Origin of the sequence: Proteiniphilum sp. (assembly GCF_034331125.1) — a bacterium.
GTDB classification, from domain to species: domain Bacteria; phylum Bacteroidota; class Bacteroidia; order Bacteroidales; family Dysgonomonadaceae; genus Proteiniphilum; species Proteiniphilum saccharofermentans.
The window spans coordinates 69,976-87,735 of record NZ_JAXQGC010000040.1; the positions used below are offsets into that span (position 1 = coordinate 69,976).

A 17,760-nucleotide genomic window follows, 5' to 3' on the forward strand; every position below is an offset into this window, starting at 1 on the left:
GATTTTCAATTCTATTCACGATCTGGAATCTTAAATTTTGAATGTTGAATTTTGAATTAAAAATAAATGTTGAAAAAAAGAATTATCCCATGTCTGGATATCAGGGACGGGAGAACCGTAAAAGGGATCAACTTCGTAGATATCCGCGACGCGGGTGATGCCGTGGAACTTGCTAAACGATATGTACAGGAAGGGGCTGATGAATTGGTGTTTCTGGATATCACCGCCACCATCGAAAGGCGTAAGACGCTTACAGAACTCGTCACACGTGTGGCGCAGGAAATCAATATCCCATTCACCGTGGGAGGAGGTATCCACTCGTTAGACGATGCACGTGCCATCATACAGGCAGGAGCCGACAAAGTCAGCCTGAACTCTGCAGCGGTCAGGCGGCCGGAACTGATCACCGAAATAGCCGGACAATTCGGTAGTCAATGTGTGGTACTGGCCATCGACACTAATTTCGAAAACAATGAATGGATCGTCTATACCCATGGTGGAAAAATCCCAACCAACCTCCGTACCGTAGATTGGGCAAAAGAGGGCGAACAACGTGGTACAGGTGAGATCCTGCTTACCTCAATGAATAATGACGGTACAAAAGATGGTTTTGCTATTGATATTACAGCGGCCGTCAGCGAAGCTGTATCTATTCCGGTGATTGCTTCGGGAGGAGCAGGAACGGTAGAGCATTTCGCTGAAGTATTCAGGCAAACAAAAGCGAGTGCGGCACTGGCTGCCAGCATTTTTCATTTCGGGGAAATTCCTATCCCTGCACTCAAAGATTATTTAAAAACTCAAAATATACCCATACGATGAATATCGATTTTTCAAAGTCGGGAGGATTAGTACCTGCCGTTATCCAGGATGCACTCAGCTTACAGGTATTGATGGTAGGCTATATGAACGAAGAAGCATTAGAAAAAACACGGAAAGAAGGAAAAGTGACTTTTTTCAGCAGAAGCAAGAACCGCCTTTGGACAAAAGGGGAAACTTCCGGCAATTGGTTGGTCGTGGACGAGATACTAACGGATTGTGACAATGATACCATCTTGATCAAGGCCTATCCACAGGGACCGGCCTGCCATACCGGCTCGGTTTCCTGTTTCGGGGACAAACAATCAAAAGGATTCCTGTACGAACTGGAGAATGTAATCGAGAAACGGATCACTGAAAATCCCGAAGGCTCATACACCAGTAAGCTGTTCAGCCGCGGGGTAAATAAAGTGGCGCAGAAAGTGGGAGAAGAAGCCGTGGAACTGGTGATCGAAGCGAAAGACGACAATGTCGACCTGTTCAAAAACGAAGCGGCCGACCTACTCTACCACTTCCTGATCCTGTTAAAGACTAAAAAACTGAAACTGGAAGATATTGAAGCTATATTGGTTGAGAGGCACAATTGAACATTTTCGTTAAGCTAAATGAGCAAAGTCAAACTTGTTTGAACTTTGCCATAGCGAGAAAATGTCTGATGAAATCGAACGTTTTCGTTAAGCTAAATGAGCAGAGTCAAGCAAGCTAGCTTGAACTCCGCCATAGCGAAAAAACGGCTAATGTAATTGAACGTTTTCAAAAACAAACTGTTGGTCAGGCTCAGTCTTGTACCCGTTTATATACGGAGAGTAGGTTTTTACGGATATAGTTTTATTTTCAGGATCAATGGTAACAATCCGGAGAAATCCGTTTCCACCATTTTCAGAACCTTCTACTCCCGACTGGTAATTGGCCAGCATCTGGTACACATCGTTGCCGTGTATTCCGGTGCTCACCAACTGTCCCGTACCACTATGGAGCACATGCCCGCTGAATACCAATAATACATTGGGGTACCGGTTCACCAGCTTCTCCCACATCATTTCGCCGTCGTTGACGGACTCGTCGCCTGTGTCTTCGCCCACCCCGTATCGCTGTGGTACCCAGGAATGATCGCGATCGATACTCATGCGGGTATCATCCGAATACATATAGTCGTGGGTATTAATGATAACCCTATGTTTGGGATGTGCCTCAATCACTTCACCCGCCCAACGCAATATTTTATCGCGTGTACCAAATTCGAGCGAAAGGATCAACCAATCCAATCCTCCGGCACGAAAAGTATGATAGGTATTTTCCATCTTTCCCGGCTCAAAGGCCCCGCCGAAATGTGCCATTTTACTATACCGGTCGTAGGGGTAAGTATTTATTGAAAAGTTCTGCGTCCCGGTTACTGGCACTGCCTCCCGGTCCCAGATCATGGTTACCCGGCACAAACGTATATGGCACTTTACCGTCCATTACAGAGAAAGCTGCGACAGCGTTCTGCCATTCCTCCTCGGAGTTGTGATCGGTAATATCCCCCTGTTGAAGGACAAAAGCGATGCTATCAGCATTTTGAACGATCCATTCGGTTTGCGAATGGAATATTTCGGGGTATAAGCGGGAATATACTTGCGTGTCCGGCAATAAGACAAGATTAAACGGTTTTGCCCGATCAGCACAAGACGACAAAACGAGTAATGCCAGAATGATAAATATTGCCGATATTACCCATTTCTTTAGTTCGTTGAAAAATGATTGTTGCTTTATATTTCTTGGCTCTATAACAAATAGAGTGGGTAATCAAATTTCAGTATTATTTGTTGTGGGTGCGCGCTTAGGGCATTGCCTGTTTTATCAGCCGGATTACTATTTAAAATATCCTCTTGAAATACTCCTTCCGTTTTCATGGGAGAGCGGCACGTTCAGATTTACGGGCTACAGAGGGCTTGCCAGCCACGGCGGAGCCATAGGGTTGATCATAGCCGTGCTGCTCTTCTACCGAAAAACAGGGATACATTTTCTTAGAGTTTTTGATTATATCGCCATTGCAGCCCCATTAGGAGGAACGTTTATCCGCCTGGGCAATTTAATGAATTCAGAGATTATCGGAAATCCAACGAATTTACCATGGGCTTTTATATTTACGAGAGTTGACCGGATTCCCAGACATCCGGCACAATTGTATGAGGCCATTGCCTATTTGACATTCTTTTTGTTAGTCTTCATGATTTACAATAAGAGGGGTAAAACATTGAAAAGAGGTTTTTTATTCGGTTTGGTACTTATCCTGATATTTACTTTCAGGTTTTTTATAGAATTCCTAAAAAAGGAACAGGTCGATTTTGAGAAAGGATTGATGCTAAATATGGGACAATGGTTAAGTATTCCTTTTATTTTGGTGGGGGGGGTTATCTGGTGTTTTTTTATAAAAACACAAATAGTAAAAAATTTGGCGTTACTAGATAAACTAATTAACAAAAGAGCTATTACCGGTGAGGAGCTTTTAGAAAGACTTATTCCCCGCCCCCTATAATTCACTGGTTCCCTACGTTTCTCGGAGTCTATAATTAATAAAAAGCCTGCAATTTTGTACAAACTATCCACACTTTCCGTTCATCAGCGAGCGTAGTAGCAAAGAGATAGGTATCACCACCATCTACCAATCCGGTCTTGTGACGGATCTCAGCGACCGTCATCGGAAAATTGCGGACAGCAATGTTCGCTTTTTTTGTATCCTGTAAAAAGGTTTTTATGTTTTTCTTATTCGGCGCAAAAGAGGTCTCTACTTCAAAGACACGGCCGGGAAAATCCGCGACAAGTTCGTCAGATGTATATAAATGGCTGTTGATATGCAGTTTCTGGAGATTGTATACTTGTGCAACCGATTTAAAAGCACCTGCTTTCAGGATTGATGCATTGGATTCGTATAAATAGTGCCCTGGTCCGCTGGCAAACGGAATTGACGCTTTCTGTTCCTGCTCCGGCGTAAAAGAAAAAATCTCTTTTCCTCCCGACCTTCTAAGGTTCACGGCAACAAATAACGGTTCATTCCCTGCCGTTTTCGATAACAGGAAAAGCAACTCCTTACACTCGTTATCTACCGAAACGATATGTACCGCACTTACACAACCGATAGTTTTGACCGCTAAAGAGATATCCAGCATCGGCGAATACTTCACCATTACCCTACCCGATTTTTCGAGCAACCACGGTTTTATTTTCAATAGATCGGGACTGCAATCCTCAATTCTGAACAGTTTCCGTCCGGCATTATCGCGTCGGGAAGGATCGAGATAGATAAAATCAAGAGGTGTCGTTTCTTTCAGGAAAGTTTCTGCATCAACACAGTGAATCGTCATATTTTTCAATCCCAACAGCCGGAAATTATGTACTGCAATCCGGCATAAATCCTTATTCTGCTCCACATAGGCCGCTTCCCGGAAATGCGGCGACAGGAATGAGAAATCAACTCCCATTCCTCCGGTCAAATCGGCAAACCTGTTATTTTTGTTTTCAACGGATACCTGGCTTGTTCCCGAAGTTATGAAACTCGAATCGGCAAACGCTTCACTTTCCCCTGTAATCAGCGAAACCTTATAGCGGGCGGTCAGTTCGGATGAAGACTGCTCCAGTGATAGATGTGCCGGATAAACGATATCGGTCTCCGCATACCACGACGGAATTTTCTTTTCTGCCATTTGTCTCCCTGCGATCTGTGCCAATAACAAAGGCATATCATCGCGCACAAAACGTAATGCCGTTTCACGTATATCTTCGCGTTCATGCGCCAGGATAAACTGCTTTTGTTCGGGAGTCAGTTGCATAGGGAGATACCAAAAAATAAAAACAACCTTACTTTGGAAAGCAGGCTGTTTTTATCAACTAAAAAATTATATTTTATGGTTCAAGTTCCCTTTTACCGGAACACCAAAGGCAATTGCTGTTAGGCTTCTGCCTGTACTTTCGGTTGTACCGATACGAATGAGCGGTTGTCTTTCCTTTTACGGAAAACTACCACACCATCTACCAGTGCAAACAAGGTATGATCTTTACCCATACCCACATTCTCTCCGGGATGGTGAGCAGTCCCGCGCTGGCGCACGAGGATATTACCGGCTTTTGCCGTTTCACCACCGAATATCTTGACGCCCAATCGTTTACTTTCCGATTCGCGGCCGTTCTTGGAACTACCTACACCTTTTTTATGTGCCATTTCCTTCTGATCTTAACTGATTAAGCAATAATCTCTTTTACTCTCACTTCTGAAAACTGTTGACGGTGTCCGTTCAGTTTCCGGTATCCTTTTCTTCTTTTCTTCTTGAAAACAAGGACTTTGTCGCCTTTCACATGGGAAAGGACTTCTACTACAACTTTCGCTCCTTCGATAACCGGTACACCTACAGTTACGGTGCCGTCCTTATCAACGAGCATTACTTTCTCAAATTCCACCTCAGCACCCTGATCGGCGTTGATCCTGTGGACAAATAATTTTTGGTCTTGTTCAACTTTAAACTGTTGACCCTGAATGTCTACAATGACGTACATATTAAAAATAACCTGAAGTTACGTGCCTGAGGCGGGCCACTCTCCGCAGCCTCTTTTTGGGCCTATTGGCAAATTGAGGTGCAAAATTACACAATTAAATCGTAAAACCCAAACAGATCAGTTCTTTTTTTCCAAACTCCGGTATGCATTTCCTATATTTTCAATGATATCCGAAGCGACGAAACTGCGGGGATGAATGCACTCACCAGCGATGTCGGCAGTCATTCCATGCAGGAAAACCCCTATTCTGGCGGCTTCTACCGCTTGATACCCCTGCGCCAACAAGCTGGTGATCATACCGGTCAGCACATCTCCGCTTCCGGCAGTAGCCAGTGCAGGCGTGCCACTGCTATTGACATATATTTCTTTTCCATCGATAATCAGCGAATAAGCTCCCTTTACTACTACGATCACATCATATTTACGCGCAAAAAACCTTGTTTTCTCTATCTTGTCATAATCGTCGCGCCACTCACCAATCAGCCGCTGGAGCTCTTTCGGATGGGGAGTCAGGATGGTTTCTGACGGCAGAAGTGATAGCCAGTCAGGATGCCCGGCCAGGATATTCAACCCGTCGGCATCCACCACCAACGGAGTATTGTTCTTCTGAAGGAACTGGTATATCGCCTGCGCTGTTTCCTCATGCAATCCCATACCTATACCTATACCGATCGCATCCGGTTTCAGTTCGTAGTCAATAGAGGTAATATGGTTCGCACCCTTATCTTCAAGGGCCATCGCTTCAGGGAAATAGCATTGTATTGCCGTCACGCCACATTTGGGCAGATAAGCCGTAACCAATCCACAACCGGTTTTGAGTGCCGCTTTCGATGCCAGGGAAACCGACCCGCATTTGCCGAGGCTTCCACCGATAATAAGCGCATGTCCCAAAATTCCTTTATGGACAAATTTGGAAAGCGGTTTCAGCAGATCTCTGATTTTCTTCTTTTCCGTCAGGTAAATATCTGTCTCCGCTTCAGCGATAGCTTCCTGGTTTAAGCCGATATTTACAATACGGACATTCCCGGTAAACCCGGCATTTTCGGGAAGAAACAGAGCCAGTTTAGGTATCTGGAACGTCACCGTTTCAGTCGCTTTCACCGCGAACTTCGTTTTCCGGTCCGAAAACAGCCCACTCGGCGCATCGATACTGATCACCTCTTTTCCGCACTCATTGATCCGAGCGATCACTTCAGCAGCGGCTCCACTTACTTCCCGCGACAATCCTGTACCGAATATACCGTCGATCACCACATCAAACGGCGACAGATCGGGAATATCCTCTTTGTTAAGAATCTTTTTATAGGGGATATTTTCAGCTTTCACGCGGCGGATATTGTGGGCACAGTCTTCGGTATATCTATTGCTGAACTCCACCATATATGCTTTCACCGAATAACCCGCCTTATACAAAAGACGAGCCACTACCAACGCATCTCCACCGTTATTTCCCACACCGGCAAAGATGATTACGGATGTATTTCTGTCCGTGTATTTCTCCGTAAAAAATCGATAAAAAGCAGTCGCAGCACGTTTCATTAGTTCAAGAGAGGAAATTCCCTCCCGCGTAATCGTTTCGGCATCTACCTTGCGGATCTGTTCCGATGTGAGGATTTTCATTATTATTTATTTTCTAAAGATCAATCTGACGGAAGTTCAATTTTCTTATATCTCTTGTAGACAGCAACCATCAGCGTGCCAAACAATACCGCCATCACGATCATGATATGGCTGGCCAACCCCTCTACCGAAAAAGAGAGCCTGATCAGGGTCGTGGAGACAACAAATCCTGAGTTTCGCATCACCTTGGGGAAATCATCAGTAACCGCAAATGAAAAAAGCAGTATAATCACATCGCTAAGGATCAGTATCAAAAAGAAAGAGGAGAATAGATCCCTGGACGATAAGCCGGTATTTTGCAACCATTCGATAAGTGAATGGTGACTGAACCAGTCCACCAGGTTAACCACAACCATCATCACGAATATAACACCAATTACCAATGCCAGAAACTTCTTGGCCAGGATATACTTTTTCTTCTTTTTCGGGATTCCGTCAGGTATTCCCTTGGTACTATTATTACTCCGGATGCTCTTTTGATTCTGCGCATAATAGAGGTAAATCAGGAAAAACAACACAAGAATAGTAATCAAGGTATAGATAAACTGTGGATTGCTGTACATCTGATCCAAATCGGACGAAATTTTCAGTTTGGGGATCTCTTTAAATATTTCCCGGATAGTGATAAGAGCAATCACTTCAAACTGCTTTCCAATATAGACAGTCATCGATTTGGGCAGATAATAAATCAGACAATACACTTCATAATAAAGGATAATGGAAAAAGGAGTATAAATGGCATTTACCGGATTACTGAATCCACTGGCATACTCTCCTGCATCGATCACCCCCAATTGCACCAGCCATATAACACCTAAATGGAGGAAGAAACCGATCATGGCAGCCACAAAAATCAACCTCTCCAATCTCAATTTAGTCTTTGAAGATAGTATTTTGTTATAGATAATTGTTAAGATTGCCTTTAACCTCATTATTCATACGATTAGGATACAAAAATAACAAATAGGGAGAGAAATAGTTGCTTTCCCGAAAAGAATCCGGAAAGAAGACGTTTTACTCTATGCTTTTTTACTATAAGCTAAACTCTTTTTTACTTTGCGAAACTTGAATTAAAAGGTAAACTTGTTGAAGAACTTATTGAGTTTGCTGTTATTGCCGCATAACTCTATTTTAAAATCTATAACGAACTATTGTTAAAAAAGATGGAAAAGCAGCGGAATAAAAAAACCACCATGAGTGTGGTGGTGTTAAAGTGCGCAGGATGAGACTCGAACTCACACGCCGTAACCGGCACTACCCCCTCAAAGTAGCGTGTATACCAATTTCACCACCTGCGCATTTGCAGTGCCCAGAACAGGACTCGAACCTGCACGTTGTTACCAACACTAGTCCCTGAAACTAGCGCGTCTACCAATTTCGCCATCTGGGCATTATCATTAATTTAAATAGAAAAACAGGCCACTGCCTGTCGCTATCCGAAAGCTCATGTTTCCGGCTATATGAACCGTCTGTTTCCGAATTGCGGATGCAAAGATAATAGTTTTTTTATACCTGAACGAATATTTTTAAAATTTATTTCCAATTCATTGTGATACCTTTTATATGTCGTTACTAAAAAAGGAAAACCGCTCCACAGGGGAACGGCCTTCCGATTCACAATGAAAAGTCAAGTAGAGTAGAATAAAAAAGTTATTTATATTGAGTCAGTAGAAAGTGTCATAAAAACTTCTCCCTCTTCAGAAATATCTACAGGCAGATAATTGGTATTGCGTGAGTAATTCCTGATCCTCTTGCGCACGACGGCCGGAGGCCTGTTGTCTTTGTAATCACGCAGTGCTTCACTCATCTCAATCGTTTTGCCCGCCGGCACCGATATTTCTACGGTGATGCTCTGGTTTCGGAATCCCTGCTCCACCGGTACCGAAAAGAATTCCGGAAGTAACAACAGGGAATCTTTCTGTACAATCTCATAAGAAAACTGTGCGATATCGGCTTTGGCGGAACGAAGATCTTTACCATGTATGGCAGATATGACCCGCACATGGAACAACGAGTCGCTGCTTTTACCTATCTGCAGGTTAATGTTATCAAAAAGGAGAGAATCTTCATTGATCGTGGTATAAGGCAGTTCGTCGATTTTAGTGCCCGGTCCGTATCCTGTCTTGAATTCAGCATAATCTTCGGCATAGGGTTGCATCTCCACATACATCTTGCCCGAGCTAACCAATTCAATGGAGACAGTTCTTTCACTGGAGCTTTCCACGCTGAACTTGTCGGCTATCCGTGCACCCAGCACACCGGATATCACCAGTCCCACAATCCAGAGCACAGAGGCGACAATCCCGATAGCCGGACGCGATTTGGCTTTCGTAGTGCGGCGCACAATCCATATGATGACCGCTATGATCGGAACCAGGAAGATCAATCCCAACGCGGTAAAGAGCAGATTGGTCTCATAACCGGGATCAATAAACAGCGACTTCAACGGCGAAAGATGTGTTCCGGTTACTAATAATCCGACAAACAGACCGATCAATACCAATAAGAAGATTCCTACAACTGAGAAGAAGATAATTTTCAGAAAGATAATCAATGCATTCAGGCAGCCGGAGCGTTCAGGTGGGGATACCGTTGCAGTACGACGCTCAGACAGAGGTGGTTCGGGAGGCATCTCCTCCATCCCGATGGCTTCATCCTCTTCACTCTCAACTTCTGGATCTGCGGCACGGAAGGCATCTTTTTTTTCTACCGACGGGCGAAAGTTTCCCTCATTGGAGGTACGGCTCCTTGAACTTGCTACATTGTCGGTTACCTTTTCCCTGATCGAACGGATATAATCCTCTTCACCCATCATTTCCAGCTTCTGTTTCACGGTCTTTGCCACGGGAATAATCGCCCAAAGGACAACATAGACTACTACCAGGCTCGAGTTGATATTCCAGTTGAAACCCACATTATCAAAGATCCGGTTCAACGGAAAAATGGAGATCATCCCAATCATATTCAATACAAGCGGTGTAAGGAACAGGAGACGGGGTATCCATGAATCGATGCGGAAATAGGCAGCAATACCGCCGCATACCCCGCCAATAAAACGGTCGTTGGGATTCCGGTAAAGCCGCTTGGAAACATTCGATTCCAACACTTTCGGTTTTAACACGATCCATAATACAATGTATACCCAAAAAAGAAATCCAAAGAACAGTACAAAGAGAAGTCTTATCCATACGGGGTCGGTTTTGAAATAGTGTGCTAACCCGCTACAAACACCACCTATAATCCGATCGCCGGCATTCCTGTGTAAACTTTGGCGTTCGCTTTCGGTTGACCAAGTTTCACTTTTGGGAGCACCGGAATTTCCCGTACCTGATTGAGATGATTGGGATTCCTGCCCGGTGCCCGCAACTTCTTCGTAATCCGAATCGAATTCCTGTGGCCTGCCGATACTGTCGATAACAGCTTTCACATCTTCATCAGTGATGCAATTGATGCCATGCTTCAAACGGTTGCCAAACAATTCGGCGATACGACATTCTATGTCGTTCACAATCTCATCGCCGCCCTCTTCGCGAGAAAAATAAGTCTTGAGACTACCAATATACTGCTTCAGCATTTCGTAAGCAGTCTCCTCGATGGCAATCACCTGACCCTGAAAATTAATGTTGATTACTTTCTTCATATGGATTCTATTCTGATTGATTTTCATGTGACTCGCCCCTCTTTTGCGTGAGGGTCTCAACTCCTGTCGCTAACTCATTCCATGTCGCTTGCAGAAGGATGTAAAACTCGTCTCCTTTTTCCGTCAGACGAAAATATTTGCGTGGAGGTCCCGAAGTACTCTCCACCCACTGGTAGGTAAGTATTCCGGCATTCTTCAAACGGTTGAGCAGAGGATAAAGGGTTCCCTCCAAAAGCTGTAATCCCGCATCCTTCATCTCGTCAATAATATCGCCGGGATAGGCTTCGCTTCTTTTGATGATGGAAAGAATACAATATTCCAATACTCCCTTTCTCATCTGGCTTTGCGTATTTTCAATATTCATCTCTGTATCATTTTATACTGCAAAAATAATCAAAGCAAGGTATTATGTAATACAAAGTACCAAATATTTCTTCGGAATTAAATTTATTTAACATTAAAAGCGGTAAATGTAGCCTTAATGAGACTGTATAGAGTTTGATTCTTGTTACTTTTGCACATCAATTATCACAACTTCCCGAGAGATCGGGACAAGTAGTCCCCGATTTATCGGGATTATAAAATCAACACAACTTGTCCCGACTTGTCGGGATCATCAAATCAACATTTATGTTGCTTCAGGGAAAACATATTGTATTAGGTATCACAGGCAGCATCGCAGCCTATAAATCGGCTATTCTCACCCGGCTGTTGATAAAAAAGGGAGCGGAGGTACAGATCGTGATTACGCCGGCCGGAAAGGAGTTCATTACGCCGGTGACGCTCTCCGCACTTTCGGGACGGCCGGTGATCAGTGATTTTTTTGCCTCGGGCGATGGTACCTGGCACAGTCATGTGGATCTGGGATTGTGGGCAGACGTGATGATTGTGGCTCCGGCTACGGCTGCTACTATCGGTAAGATGGTCAACGGGGTCGCCGACAATATGCTGATCACCACCTATCTTTCCATGAAAGCACCTGTCTTTGTGGCGCCGGCCATGGATCTCGACATGTACAGGCATATTTCCACCCAACGCAATATCGAAAAACTGAAAAGCGACGGAGTGCAGATCATCGATGCAACCGACGGGGAGCTGGCCAGCCACCTTGAAGGGAAAGGCAGGATGGAAGAGCCGGAAAATATTGTGTCTGTTCTGGAACAGTTCTTCGCTACCGGAAATGATCTTGACAAGAAAAAGATCATGATCACTGCAGGACCGACCTATGAACGGATCGATCCGGTACGTTTCATCGGCAATTTCTCTTCCGGGAAGATGGGATTCGCTTTGGCGGAAGAATGTGCTTCACGGGGTGCTGAGGTGATCCTGATCACAGGCCCCACCGCATTATCAGCTTCACATCCCAATATATTAAGGGTGAATGTGGAGTCAGCCGTCGAGATGTATGATGCCGCACTAAAGATTTTCCCGCAAATGGATGCAGCCATCCTCTCGGCAGCAGTAGCCGATTACCGCCCGGAGGAGATGAGTGAGGAGAAAATAAAGCGGTCAGGAAATGAGCACTTATCACTCTCTCTTGTTCCCAATCCCGATATCGCAGCTTCGCTCGGAAAAATAAAAAAACCGGGGCAACTGACCGTCGGTTTTGCTCTGGAGACCAACAACGAAGAGTCGAATGCGATAAAAAAGATAAAAGAAAAAAACTTCGACTACATTGTACTCAATTCACTGAATGACCGGGGAGCAGGCTTCGGACACGACACGAACCAAGTGACGATCCTTTCCCGCGACGGCGAAAAACAATCATTCTTACTGAAATCAAAGAAGGAAGTGGCAAAAGATATTATTGATACGGTTTTTGGTAATTGAAAATTGAAAATTAGTAGTTTCCAAATCCAATATCCGACATCCCAAATCTAAAGTCTTGGTTCTATCATCATTCTTAATTTTTCACTCTTAACTATATAATGCGACTACTTAAATTACAACTTATATTTTTCTTATTTTTCACCAGCACTCTCCTATCTTATTCGCAACAATATAGAAATCCCGTTACCATTTCACCCGCTCTTAGCGGCAACTTCGGTGAATTAAGAAATAATCATTTCCATTCCGGGATCGATTTCAAGACACAACAGGTGGTCGACAAACCCATCATCGCCATCGAGGACGGGTACGTCTCCCGCATCAGTGTCTCTCCCGGGGGCTATGGGTTGGCACTCTATGTAGACCATCCCTCTACCGGCCATACCAGTGTATATGCGCATCTCAACAGCTTCTCCAGAGAGATCGCGGAATGGGTAAAGGAACAACAATACCGACAGGAGCGATTCAGTGTCATCCTCTATCCGGAGCCGGGCATGTTGCCGGTAAAGAAAGGGGAACAAATTGCTTTGAGCGGCAACACCGGCAGTTCCGGCGGGCCTCACCTCCATTTTGAGATACGCGATACCCACACGGAAGAGCCGTTGGACGCATTGGAATTTCTGGCTAAGATACCCGATACACGAAAACCGAACCTTCAGGGGATCACCTTTTATCCCATACTTGAAAAAGGGGTAGTCAACGGTAGCGGCAATCCTGTCAGACTTAATATCAGCAAAGATAAAGCGGGAAATCCGTCACCACTGGGAAGAAACATTGAGGCCTGGGGACGTATCGGTGTGGGTGTAAAGGCATACGACCGGATGGACGGCCAAAACAATATCTACGGCGTAAAGCATATCCGTCTTTTCGTGGATGACCGCCAAATATTCAACAGTACCATAAGCCGGTTCTCATTCGCGGATACACGTATGCTGAACACTTTCATCGACTTTGAAGATTGGAGAAAGCGACGGTCGTTCTTTATGAAATCATTTATTGAGCCGGGCAACACCCTTCCATTCTATGAAGCCGAAAATAACGGATATATCGATATTGACGAAGAGAGGCCATACCGATTCCGGTATGAACTGGAAGATCATTACGGAAACAGGCTGACCTACAATTTCACCGTCGACGGAAAATCACAGTCTATCCCCCAAAGACCGGATTGTAATAACTGGATGGCCTGGAACCTCTATAACTCTTATATGGAGATGGGGTTTCAATTGCAAATTCCAAAAGGAAACCTGTACAACGATTTTTGCTTTTCCCATTCCACAACCAGAAGTAGGAATCATTATTCCGATCTGCACCAAGTGAACAATAGCCCTGTTCCACTACATGACCGTGCAGATATGTGGATCGGCATGCACACCGACACGTTACAAAACAAAAAAAATTACGGTATCGTAAGGATCAGCGACAACGGATCGGAGAGTTGGGTCGGGGGAGAGTATGTCCGTGGGGGTATTAAAATCAGCATTCGCGAGTTGGGTGATCGGTACGCCATATCGGCCGATACTATCGCTCCCGTCATAACACCTATAGAACCAGCTATCTGGGTAAATCAAAAACGCATCCGCATCCGGCTCAGGGATGACAAGAGCGGTATCGCATCATTCAGGGGAGAGATCAACGGCGAGTATGTATTGTTCACACACGACAGCAAATCATCGATCTATACTTACCGGTTTGATGATAGCCGGCTGACAAAAGGTCAACAGCAGGTATTGGTCTTTACTGTTGTTGACGGGGCAGGCAACCGAAGCGAGTATACCTACAACTTTTTTTATTAATTACAACCCCAGTACCGCCTGGGCAATCGCTATCTCCCGCTCGCTGCCGGTATGCTTACCTTCTACATCCGATAGTTTGATGCACTCCTGCCACTCTTCACGGGGAGTCATCTTGCAGCGGAAAAGTTTCATCACAATATTCATCCCTTTAATGTCGTTCCCCACATCAGCGGTCAGGTTTGTACCAATCCCGAAAGTAGCACCGATACGGTCGCCGCAATATTCTTTGATTTGAATAGCCTTATCCACATTCAGGCTGTCGGAAAAAACCAGGTATTTAAGTTTAGGATTTACGCGCAACTCCTCATACCTCCGGATCACCTTGTCGGTAAACAAGAACGGATCACCGCTATCGTGACGCAGGCTGGTGAAGAGCGACGCATGTTTTTTACTGAAGTTACGCAGAAAAACATCGGTGGTATAAGTATCGGTCAGCACAGTACCCAGATCGCCGTCGTAGACGTTGATCCAGTTCTCCATCGACATGTAGTTGGCCATCTTGTAACCGTAGATCGACCCGTGGAACTGCACCCATTCATGCGGATGGGTACCCGACACGTTCAGGTTATGTTTAAACGCCATATAGACATTGCTCGTCCCATAGAGGCCGGTACCGGCATGTTGCTTCAACAGCCCGGTCACGCGGTCCTCCACATCAGCACTGAAGCGTCGCCGCATCCCGAAAAGAGAAACGGAAAGGTTGTGTTCTTTCATCTTCTTTGCTTTTTCCACAGTCACCTCTTCCATATATTTCAGGTCTGGATAACGGCCGGTCTCACGGAAGTAGAGCTCGGAGACGGTCGCCAAGATAGGGGTTTCCCAAAGGGTGACGCGATAGAGAAGTCCAAGCGCTTTTATATGCAGCTTGCTTCCCTCCATGGTGATCTCCACCTCCGAGGGATCGAACCGGAATCCTTTCAGGAAATCGATATAAATTGGCGGCAAATAAGGCATCTGCTTCCTTACAAACGCCTCTTCCTCTTTGGTGAGTGCAAGGTTCGACATCTCCTCCAGTTCTTTTCTCAGCAGCCGGTCAAATCCTTCCGGATAGTCACCATTACTCCGGTCTATAAATTCAAACTCGCCGTAAGCCCTTGGAAAGAGCTTCGAATAGGCATAACCGGTGGTAAACTTATAAAGATCGGTATCGAGGATACTTTTGATAACAGCCATATCTTTTACTTATTTATTTTATTGAACGTTTTTGTTAAGCCAAATGTACAGAGATCAAACTTGTTTGGGCTATGTCATGGCGAGAAAACGACTAATGTAATTGAACAATACAACATCTCAAACCGAAATACGGTTCACCGGAGCCGTACTATGGAGGTTATCCCAACAGGGCGAGCACTTGTATCAATACGATCAATAATATCATGGCTACGGGATATACGGTGGCATAAGCCACGCTGGGAGCAGTGCTGTCGGTCATGGAATCGACAGTGGCCAACCCGGGGGTACTGGTCATTCCACCGACAATGGTACCCATTAAATCCAGAATAGGGATTTTGAACACGTAAAATCCAAGCAATCCGGCGATAATCATGGGTACTATCGTGATAACCGCTCCGGTAAGGAAATAGGGTAAGCCATAAGTTTGGAATGTAACGAAAAGATTTGCTCCTGCCGATGTGCCTACCTCGGCAAGAAAAAGCAACAGCCCGAGTTGCCGCAGTAGCTGGTTTGACATGCCCGACATCGACCAGAGAATAGGTCCTGTTTTCCCCAGTTTACTAAGCACAAGTGCCGTAATGAGTACCCCACCCGTCAACCCCAGGGAGAAAGAAAATGAATTGGAAAAAGATATCTGCAACTGTCCCACCAGTATGCCCAATACAATACCCATGGCTATCGGGAAAAAATCGGTATCGGATAATTTCTTCTCGTTGTTACCAAGCAGCAGGCCTACTTCCTGCACACTTTTTCGTTCACCTACCACTACCACCTTATCACCGAATTTCAATTTCAGGTCGGGTGTGGGAGAAAGCACTATCCCACTCCGCCGGATACGGGTAATATTACAATGATAGGCCCGTGAAAGGTCTAATGCTCCCAATGTTTTATCCACCATCCGTTTATTGGTAACCAGGAGCGATTCCACCACCTGATCATGATCTACAGGCAGTTCTATCTCGGTACGTTCGCCGATAAACAAGGCTAGCTGGTTCAAAGAGTTATCCGTTCCTACGGCTTTGACCAGATCCCCTTCCCGGAGGACGGTTTTCGCTCTGGGAATCACCATTACACCGTCGTGAATCACACGGGAGATAACAGCTCCCGTCATGGTGCGGATCTGCAATTCGGACAATGATTTATTGAATACTGTAGGATTCTTTACCCGGAAAACAGCAAAATTCACTTCGGGATAAGCCGCCTTTTCCTGCCGGTCGAGCCGAAGCACCTCTTCCTGAAGATCTACGCCGATTATTTTCGGAAAGAACTTCACGAACAGGATCACCCCTATCACACCAAACGGATAAGCAATACCGTAAGCGATTGAAGCAAGCGGGGAGTTGGTACTGTCGATGGCCACCGCCAGCCCAGGCGTACTGGTCAATGCGCCGGCAATCAACCCCGTCACTCCCGGCACATCTATACCGAAGAGATAAGCCAGTCCTATACCAACAGCACCGGCACTAACCACAATAATCAATGCCATCATCAATAGATTTTTCCCATTCTTTTTAAACGAATCGAAAAAACCGGGTCCCGATTGTAAACCGATCGTAAAAATAAACAACACCAGTCCGAAATATCCCAATGAGCTGGGAATAGTCACCCCAAAATGGCCGAACAGCAAAGCTATAAAGATGACTGCCGACACATCGAGTGAGAGACCTTTAATTTTGATGCGTCCAAGCATATAGCCAAGCGCTATAATAAGAAAAACGGAAAAATAAGAATTCTGAAGCAACGAATACAACATAACAATGTCCGGATTAATAAATTATCAATGACAGCCTAAAGAGGCTGCAAAGGTAATATTTATCCTTCGGTTAGGAAAGTGGTTACACCACAAAGTGATCCATCATAATTGTGACCTAAACCTGATTAATCCCTATTAGGCGGGATAATCCTGCGAGTGAAGAAAAGGACTATATTGTACGACAACCCACTCAGAAAAGCCGGACATATCCATGCCCGGCTTCCGACTTGAATGTACGTTTATTACAGAATAGTGTACACTTCTAAAAAATCACACCATATCTTCCACGTTCAACACAAAAGCTCGAAGCCCTAAATTATTATACTCATTATCAAGTTCTTTTAGATATTTAAGCAATAACGCCACTCTGTCATTTTCGACTATTGTAATAATAGCATTATTTACCGACGGCCAGGCATGGCTGCCATAATGAGGCTCTCCGGTGTTGCTGCCTCTGCCGTAAACTTCTTTCCAGGACGAAAATCCACGAATATTCAGTTTGGACAGGTCTCTCTCTATCTGGCTATAGTGCGCCTGGTCAAATATAATCAATCACTACTGACCGACTAAAATAATTAAAGAAGAATCGGGCTACTCCCGTTTTC

The 17,760-nt window shown here is 44.9% G+C and carries 17 protein-coding genes and 2 tRNA genes; 5 read left to right on the forward strand and 14 right to left on the reverse strand.

The window, feature by feature from the left end; translation table 11 throughout:
- Positions 1-66 precede the first annotated feature (66 nt).
- Positions 67-819 (forward strand): imidazole glycerol phosphate synthase subunit HisF, encoded by a 753-nt coding sequence (gene hisF / locus U2P89_RS09690; protein ID WP_091906861.1) that lies wholly within the window; start codon positions 67-69, stop codon positions 817-819.
- Positions 816-1,403 (forward strand): bifunctional phosphoribosyl-AMP cyclohydrolase/phosphoribosyl-ATP diphosphatase HisIE, encoded by a 588-nt coding sequence (gene hisIE / locus U2P89_RS09695; RefSeq protein ID WP_092026534.1) that lies wholly within the window; start codon positions 816-818, stop codon positions 1,401-1,403. Before hisF ends, hisIE begins: the two co-directional genes overlap by 4 nt.
- Positions 1,404-1,550: 147 nt before the next feature.
- Here the strand turns inward: hisIE and U2P89_RS09700 are convergent, their stop codons facing one another.
- Complete coding sequence (locus tag U2P89_RS09700) at positions 1,551-2,153, reverse strand: hypothetical protein (protein ID WP_322191275.1); 603 nt, start codon at positions 2,151-2,153, stop codon at positions 1,551-1,553.
- Between the two features lie 4 nt (positions 2,154-2,157).
- Positions 2,158-2,445: a metallophosphoesterase gene (locus tag U2P89_RS09705; RefSeq protein WP_322191276.1), complete on the reverse strand. Its 288-nt coding sequence runs from the start codon at positions 2,443-2,445 to the stop codon at positions 2,158-2,160.
- A 61-nt stretch (positions 2,446-2,506) separates the two neighbouring features.
- Between U2P89_RS09705 and lgt the strand changes: the two genes are divergently transcribed.
- Positions 2,507-3,334, forward strand: coding sequence for a prolipoprotein diacylglyceryl transferase (gene lgt, locus U2P89_RS09710; protein WP_322191277.1), 828 nt, complete (start codon positions 2,507-2,509; stop codon positions 3,332-3,334).
- Positions 3,335-3,368: 34 nt separating this feature from the next.
- Here the strand turns inward: lgt and U2P89_RS09715 are convergent, their stop codons facing one another.
- From U2P89_RS09715 to U2P89_RS09755, 9 genes are all read right to left on the reverse strand, one after another.
- Positions 3,369-4,625, reverse strand: coding sequence for a class I SAM-dependent methyltransferase (locus U2P89_RS09715; RefSeq protein ID WP_322191278.1), 1,257 nt, complete (start codon positions 4,623-4,625; stop codon positions 3,369-3,371).
- Between the two features lie 119 nt (positions 4,626-4,744).
- A complete protein-coding gene (gene rpmA / locus U2P89_RS09720; protein ID WP_092026540.1) occupies positions 4,745-5,014 on the reverse strand; it encodes a 50S ribosomal protein L27 in 270 nt (89 codons plus the stop codon).
- A gap of 20 nt (positions 5,015-5,034) precedes the next feature.
- A complete protein-coding gene (gene rplU, locus U2P89_RS09725) occupies positions 5,035-5,346 on the reverse strand; it encodes a 50S ribosomal protein L21 (protein WP_019539127.1) in 312 nt (103 codons plus the stop codon).
- Positions 5,347-5,463: 117 nt separating this feature from the next.
- Entirely contained in the window at positions 5,464-6,966 is a 1,503-nt protein-coding gene (locus U2P89_RS09730) for an NAD(P)H-hydrate dehydratase (RefSeq protein ID WP_322191279.1), read from the reverse strand.
- Between the two features lie 20 nt (positions 6,967-6,986).
- Positions 6,987-7,832 (reverse strand): hypothetical protein, encoded by an 846-nt coding sequence (locus tag U2P89_RS09735; RefSeq protein WP_322191280.1) that lies wholly within the window; start codon positions 7,830-7,832, stop codon positions 6,987-6,989.
- A 348-nt stretch (positions 7,833-8,180) separates the two neighbouring features.
- A tRNA-Leu gene (locus tag U2P89_RS09740) sits at positions 8,181-8,264 on the reverse strand.
- Between the two features lie 8 nt (positions 8,265-8,272).
- Positions 8,273-8,356 (reverse strand) — tRNA-Leu (locus U2P89_RS09745).
- A 264-nt stretch (positions 8,357-8,620) separates the two neighbouring features.
- A complete protein-coding gene (locus U2P89_RS09750; RefSeq protein WP_169337967.1) occupies positions 8,621-10,606 on the reverse strand; it encodes a PspC domain-containing protein in 1,986 nt (661 codons plus the stop codon).
- A 7-nt stretch (positions 10,607-10,613) separates the two neighbouring features.
- Positions 10,614-10,970 (reverse strand): PadR family transcriptional regulator, encoded by a 357-nt coding sequence (locus U2P89_RS09755; RefSeq protein ID WP_019539123.1) that lies wholly within the window; start codon positions 10,968-10,970, stop codon positions 10,614-10,616.
- A 266-nt stretch (positions 10,971-11,236) separates the two neighbouring features.
- Between U2P89_RS09755 and coaBC the strand changes: the two genes are divergently transcribed.
- Both coaBC and U2P89_RS09765 read left to right on the forward strand, forming a co-directional pair.
- Positions 11,237-12,436 carry a bifunctional phosphopantothenoylcysteine decarboxylase/phosphopantothenate--cysteine ligase CoaBC gene (coaBC, locus tag U2P89_RS09760; protein WP_322191285.1) on the forward strand — a complete coding sequence of 400 codons (1,200 nt, stop codon included), beginning with the start codon at positions 11,237-11,239 and terminating at the stop codon, positions 12,434-12,436.
- Between the two features lie 98 nt (positions 12,437-12,534).
- Positions 12,535-14,229, forward strand: a complete 1,695-nt coding sequence (locus tag U2P89_RS09765) for a M23 family metallopeptidase (RefSeq protein WP_322191281.1) — start codon at positions 12,535-12,537, stop codon at positions 14,227-14,229.
- Here U2P89_RS09765 and pncB read toward each other — a convergent pair whose 3' ends face one another.
- From pncB to U2P89_RS09780, 3 genes are all read right to left on the reverse strand, one after another.
- Positions 14,230-15,402, reverse strand: a complete 1,173-nt coding sequence (gene pncB, locus U2P89_RS09770) for a nicotinate phosphoribosyltransferase (protein WP_322191282.1) — start codon at positions 15,400-15,402, stop codon at positions 14,230-14,232. It lies immediately after the preceding gene.
- Between the two features lie 157 nt (positions 15,403-15,559).
- Complete coding sequence (locus U2P89_RS09775; RefSeq protein WP_322191283.1) at positions 15,560-17,155, reverse strand: aspartate:alanine exchanger family transporter; 1,596 nt, start codon at positions 17,153-17,155, stop codon at positions 15,560-15,562.
- Between the two features lie 270 nt (positions 17,156-17,425).
- Positions 17,426-17,707: a PG0541 family transporter-associated protein gene (locus tag U2P89_RS09780; protein WP_092026555.1), complete on the reverse strand. Its 282-nt coding sequence runs from the start codon at positions 17,705-17,707 to the stop codon at positions 17,426-17,428.
- Positions 17,708-17,760 lie beyond the last annotated feature (53 nt).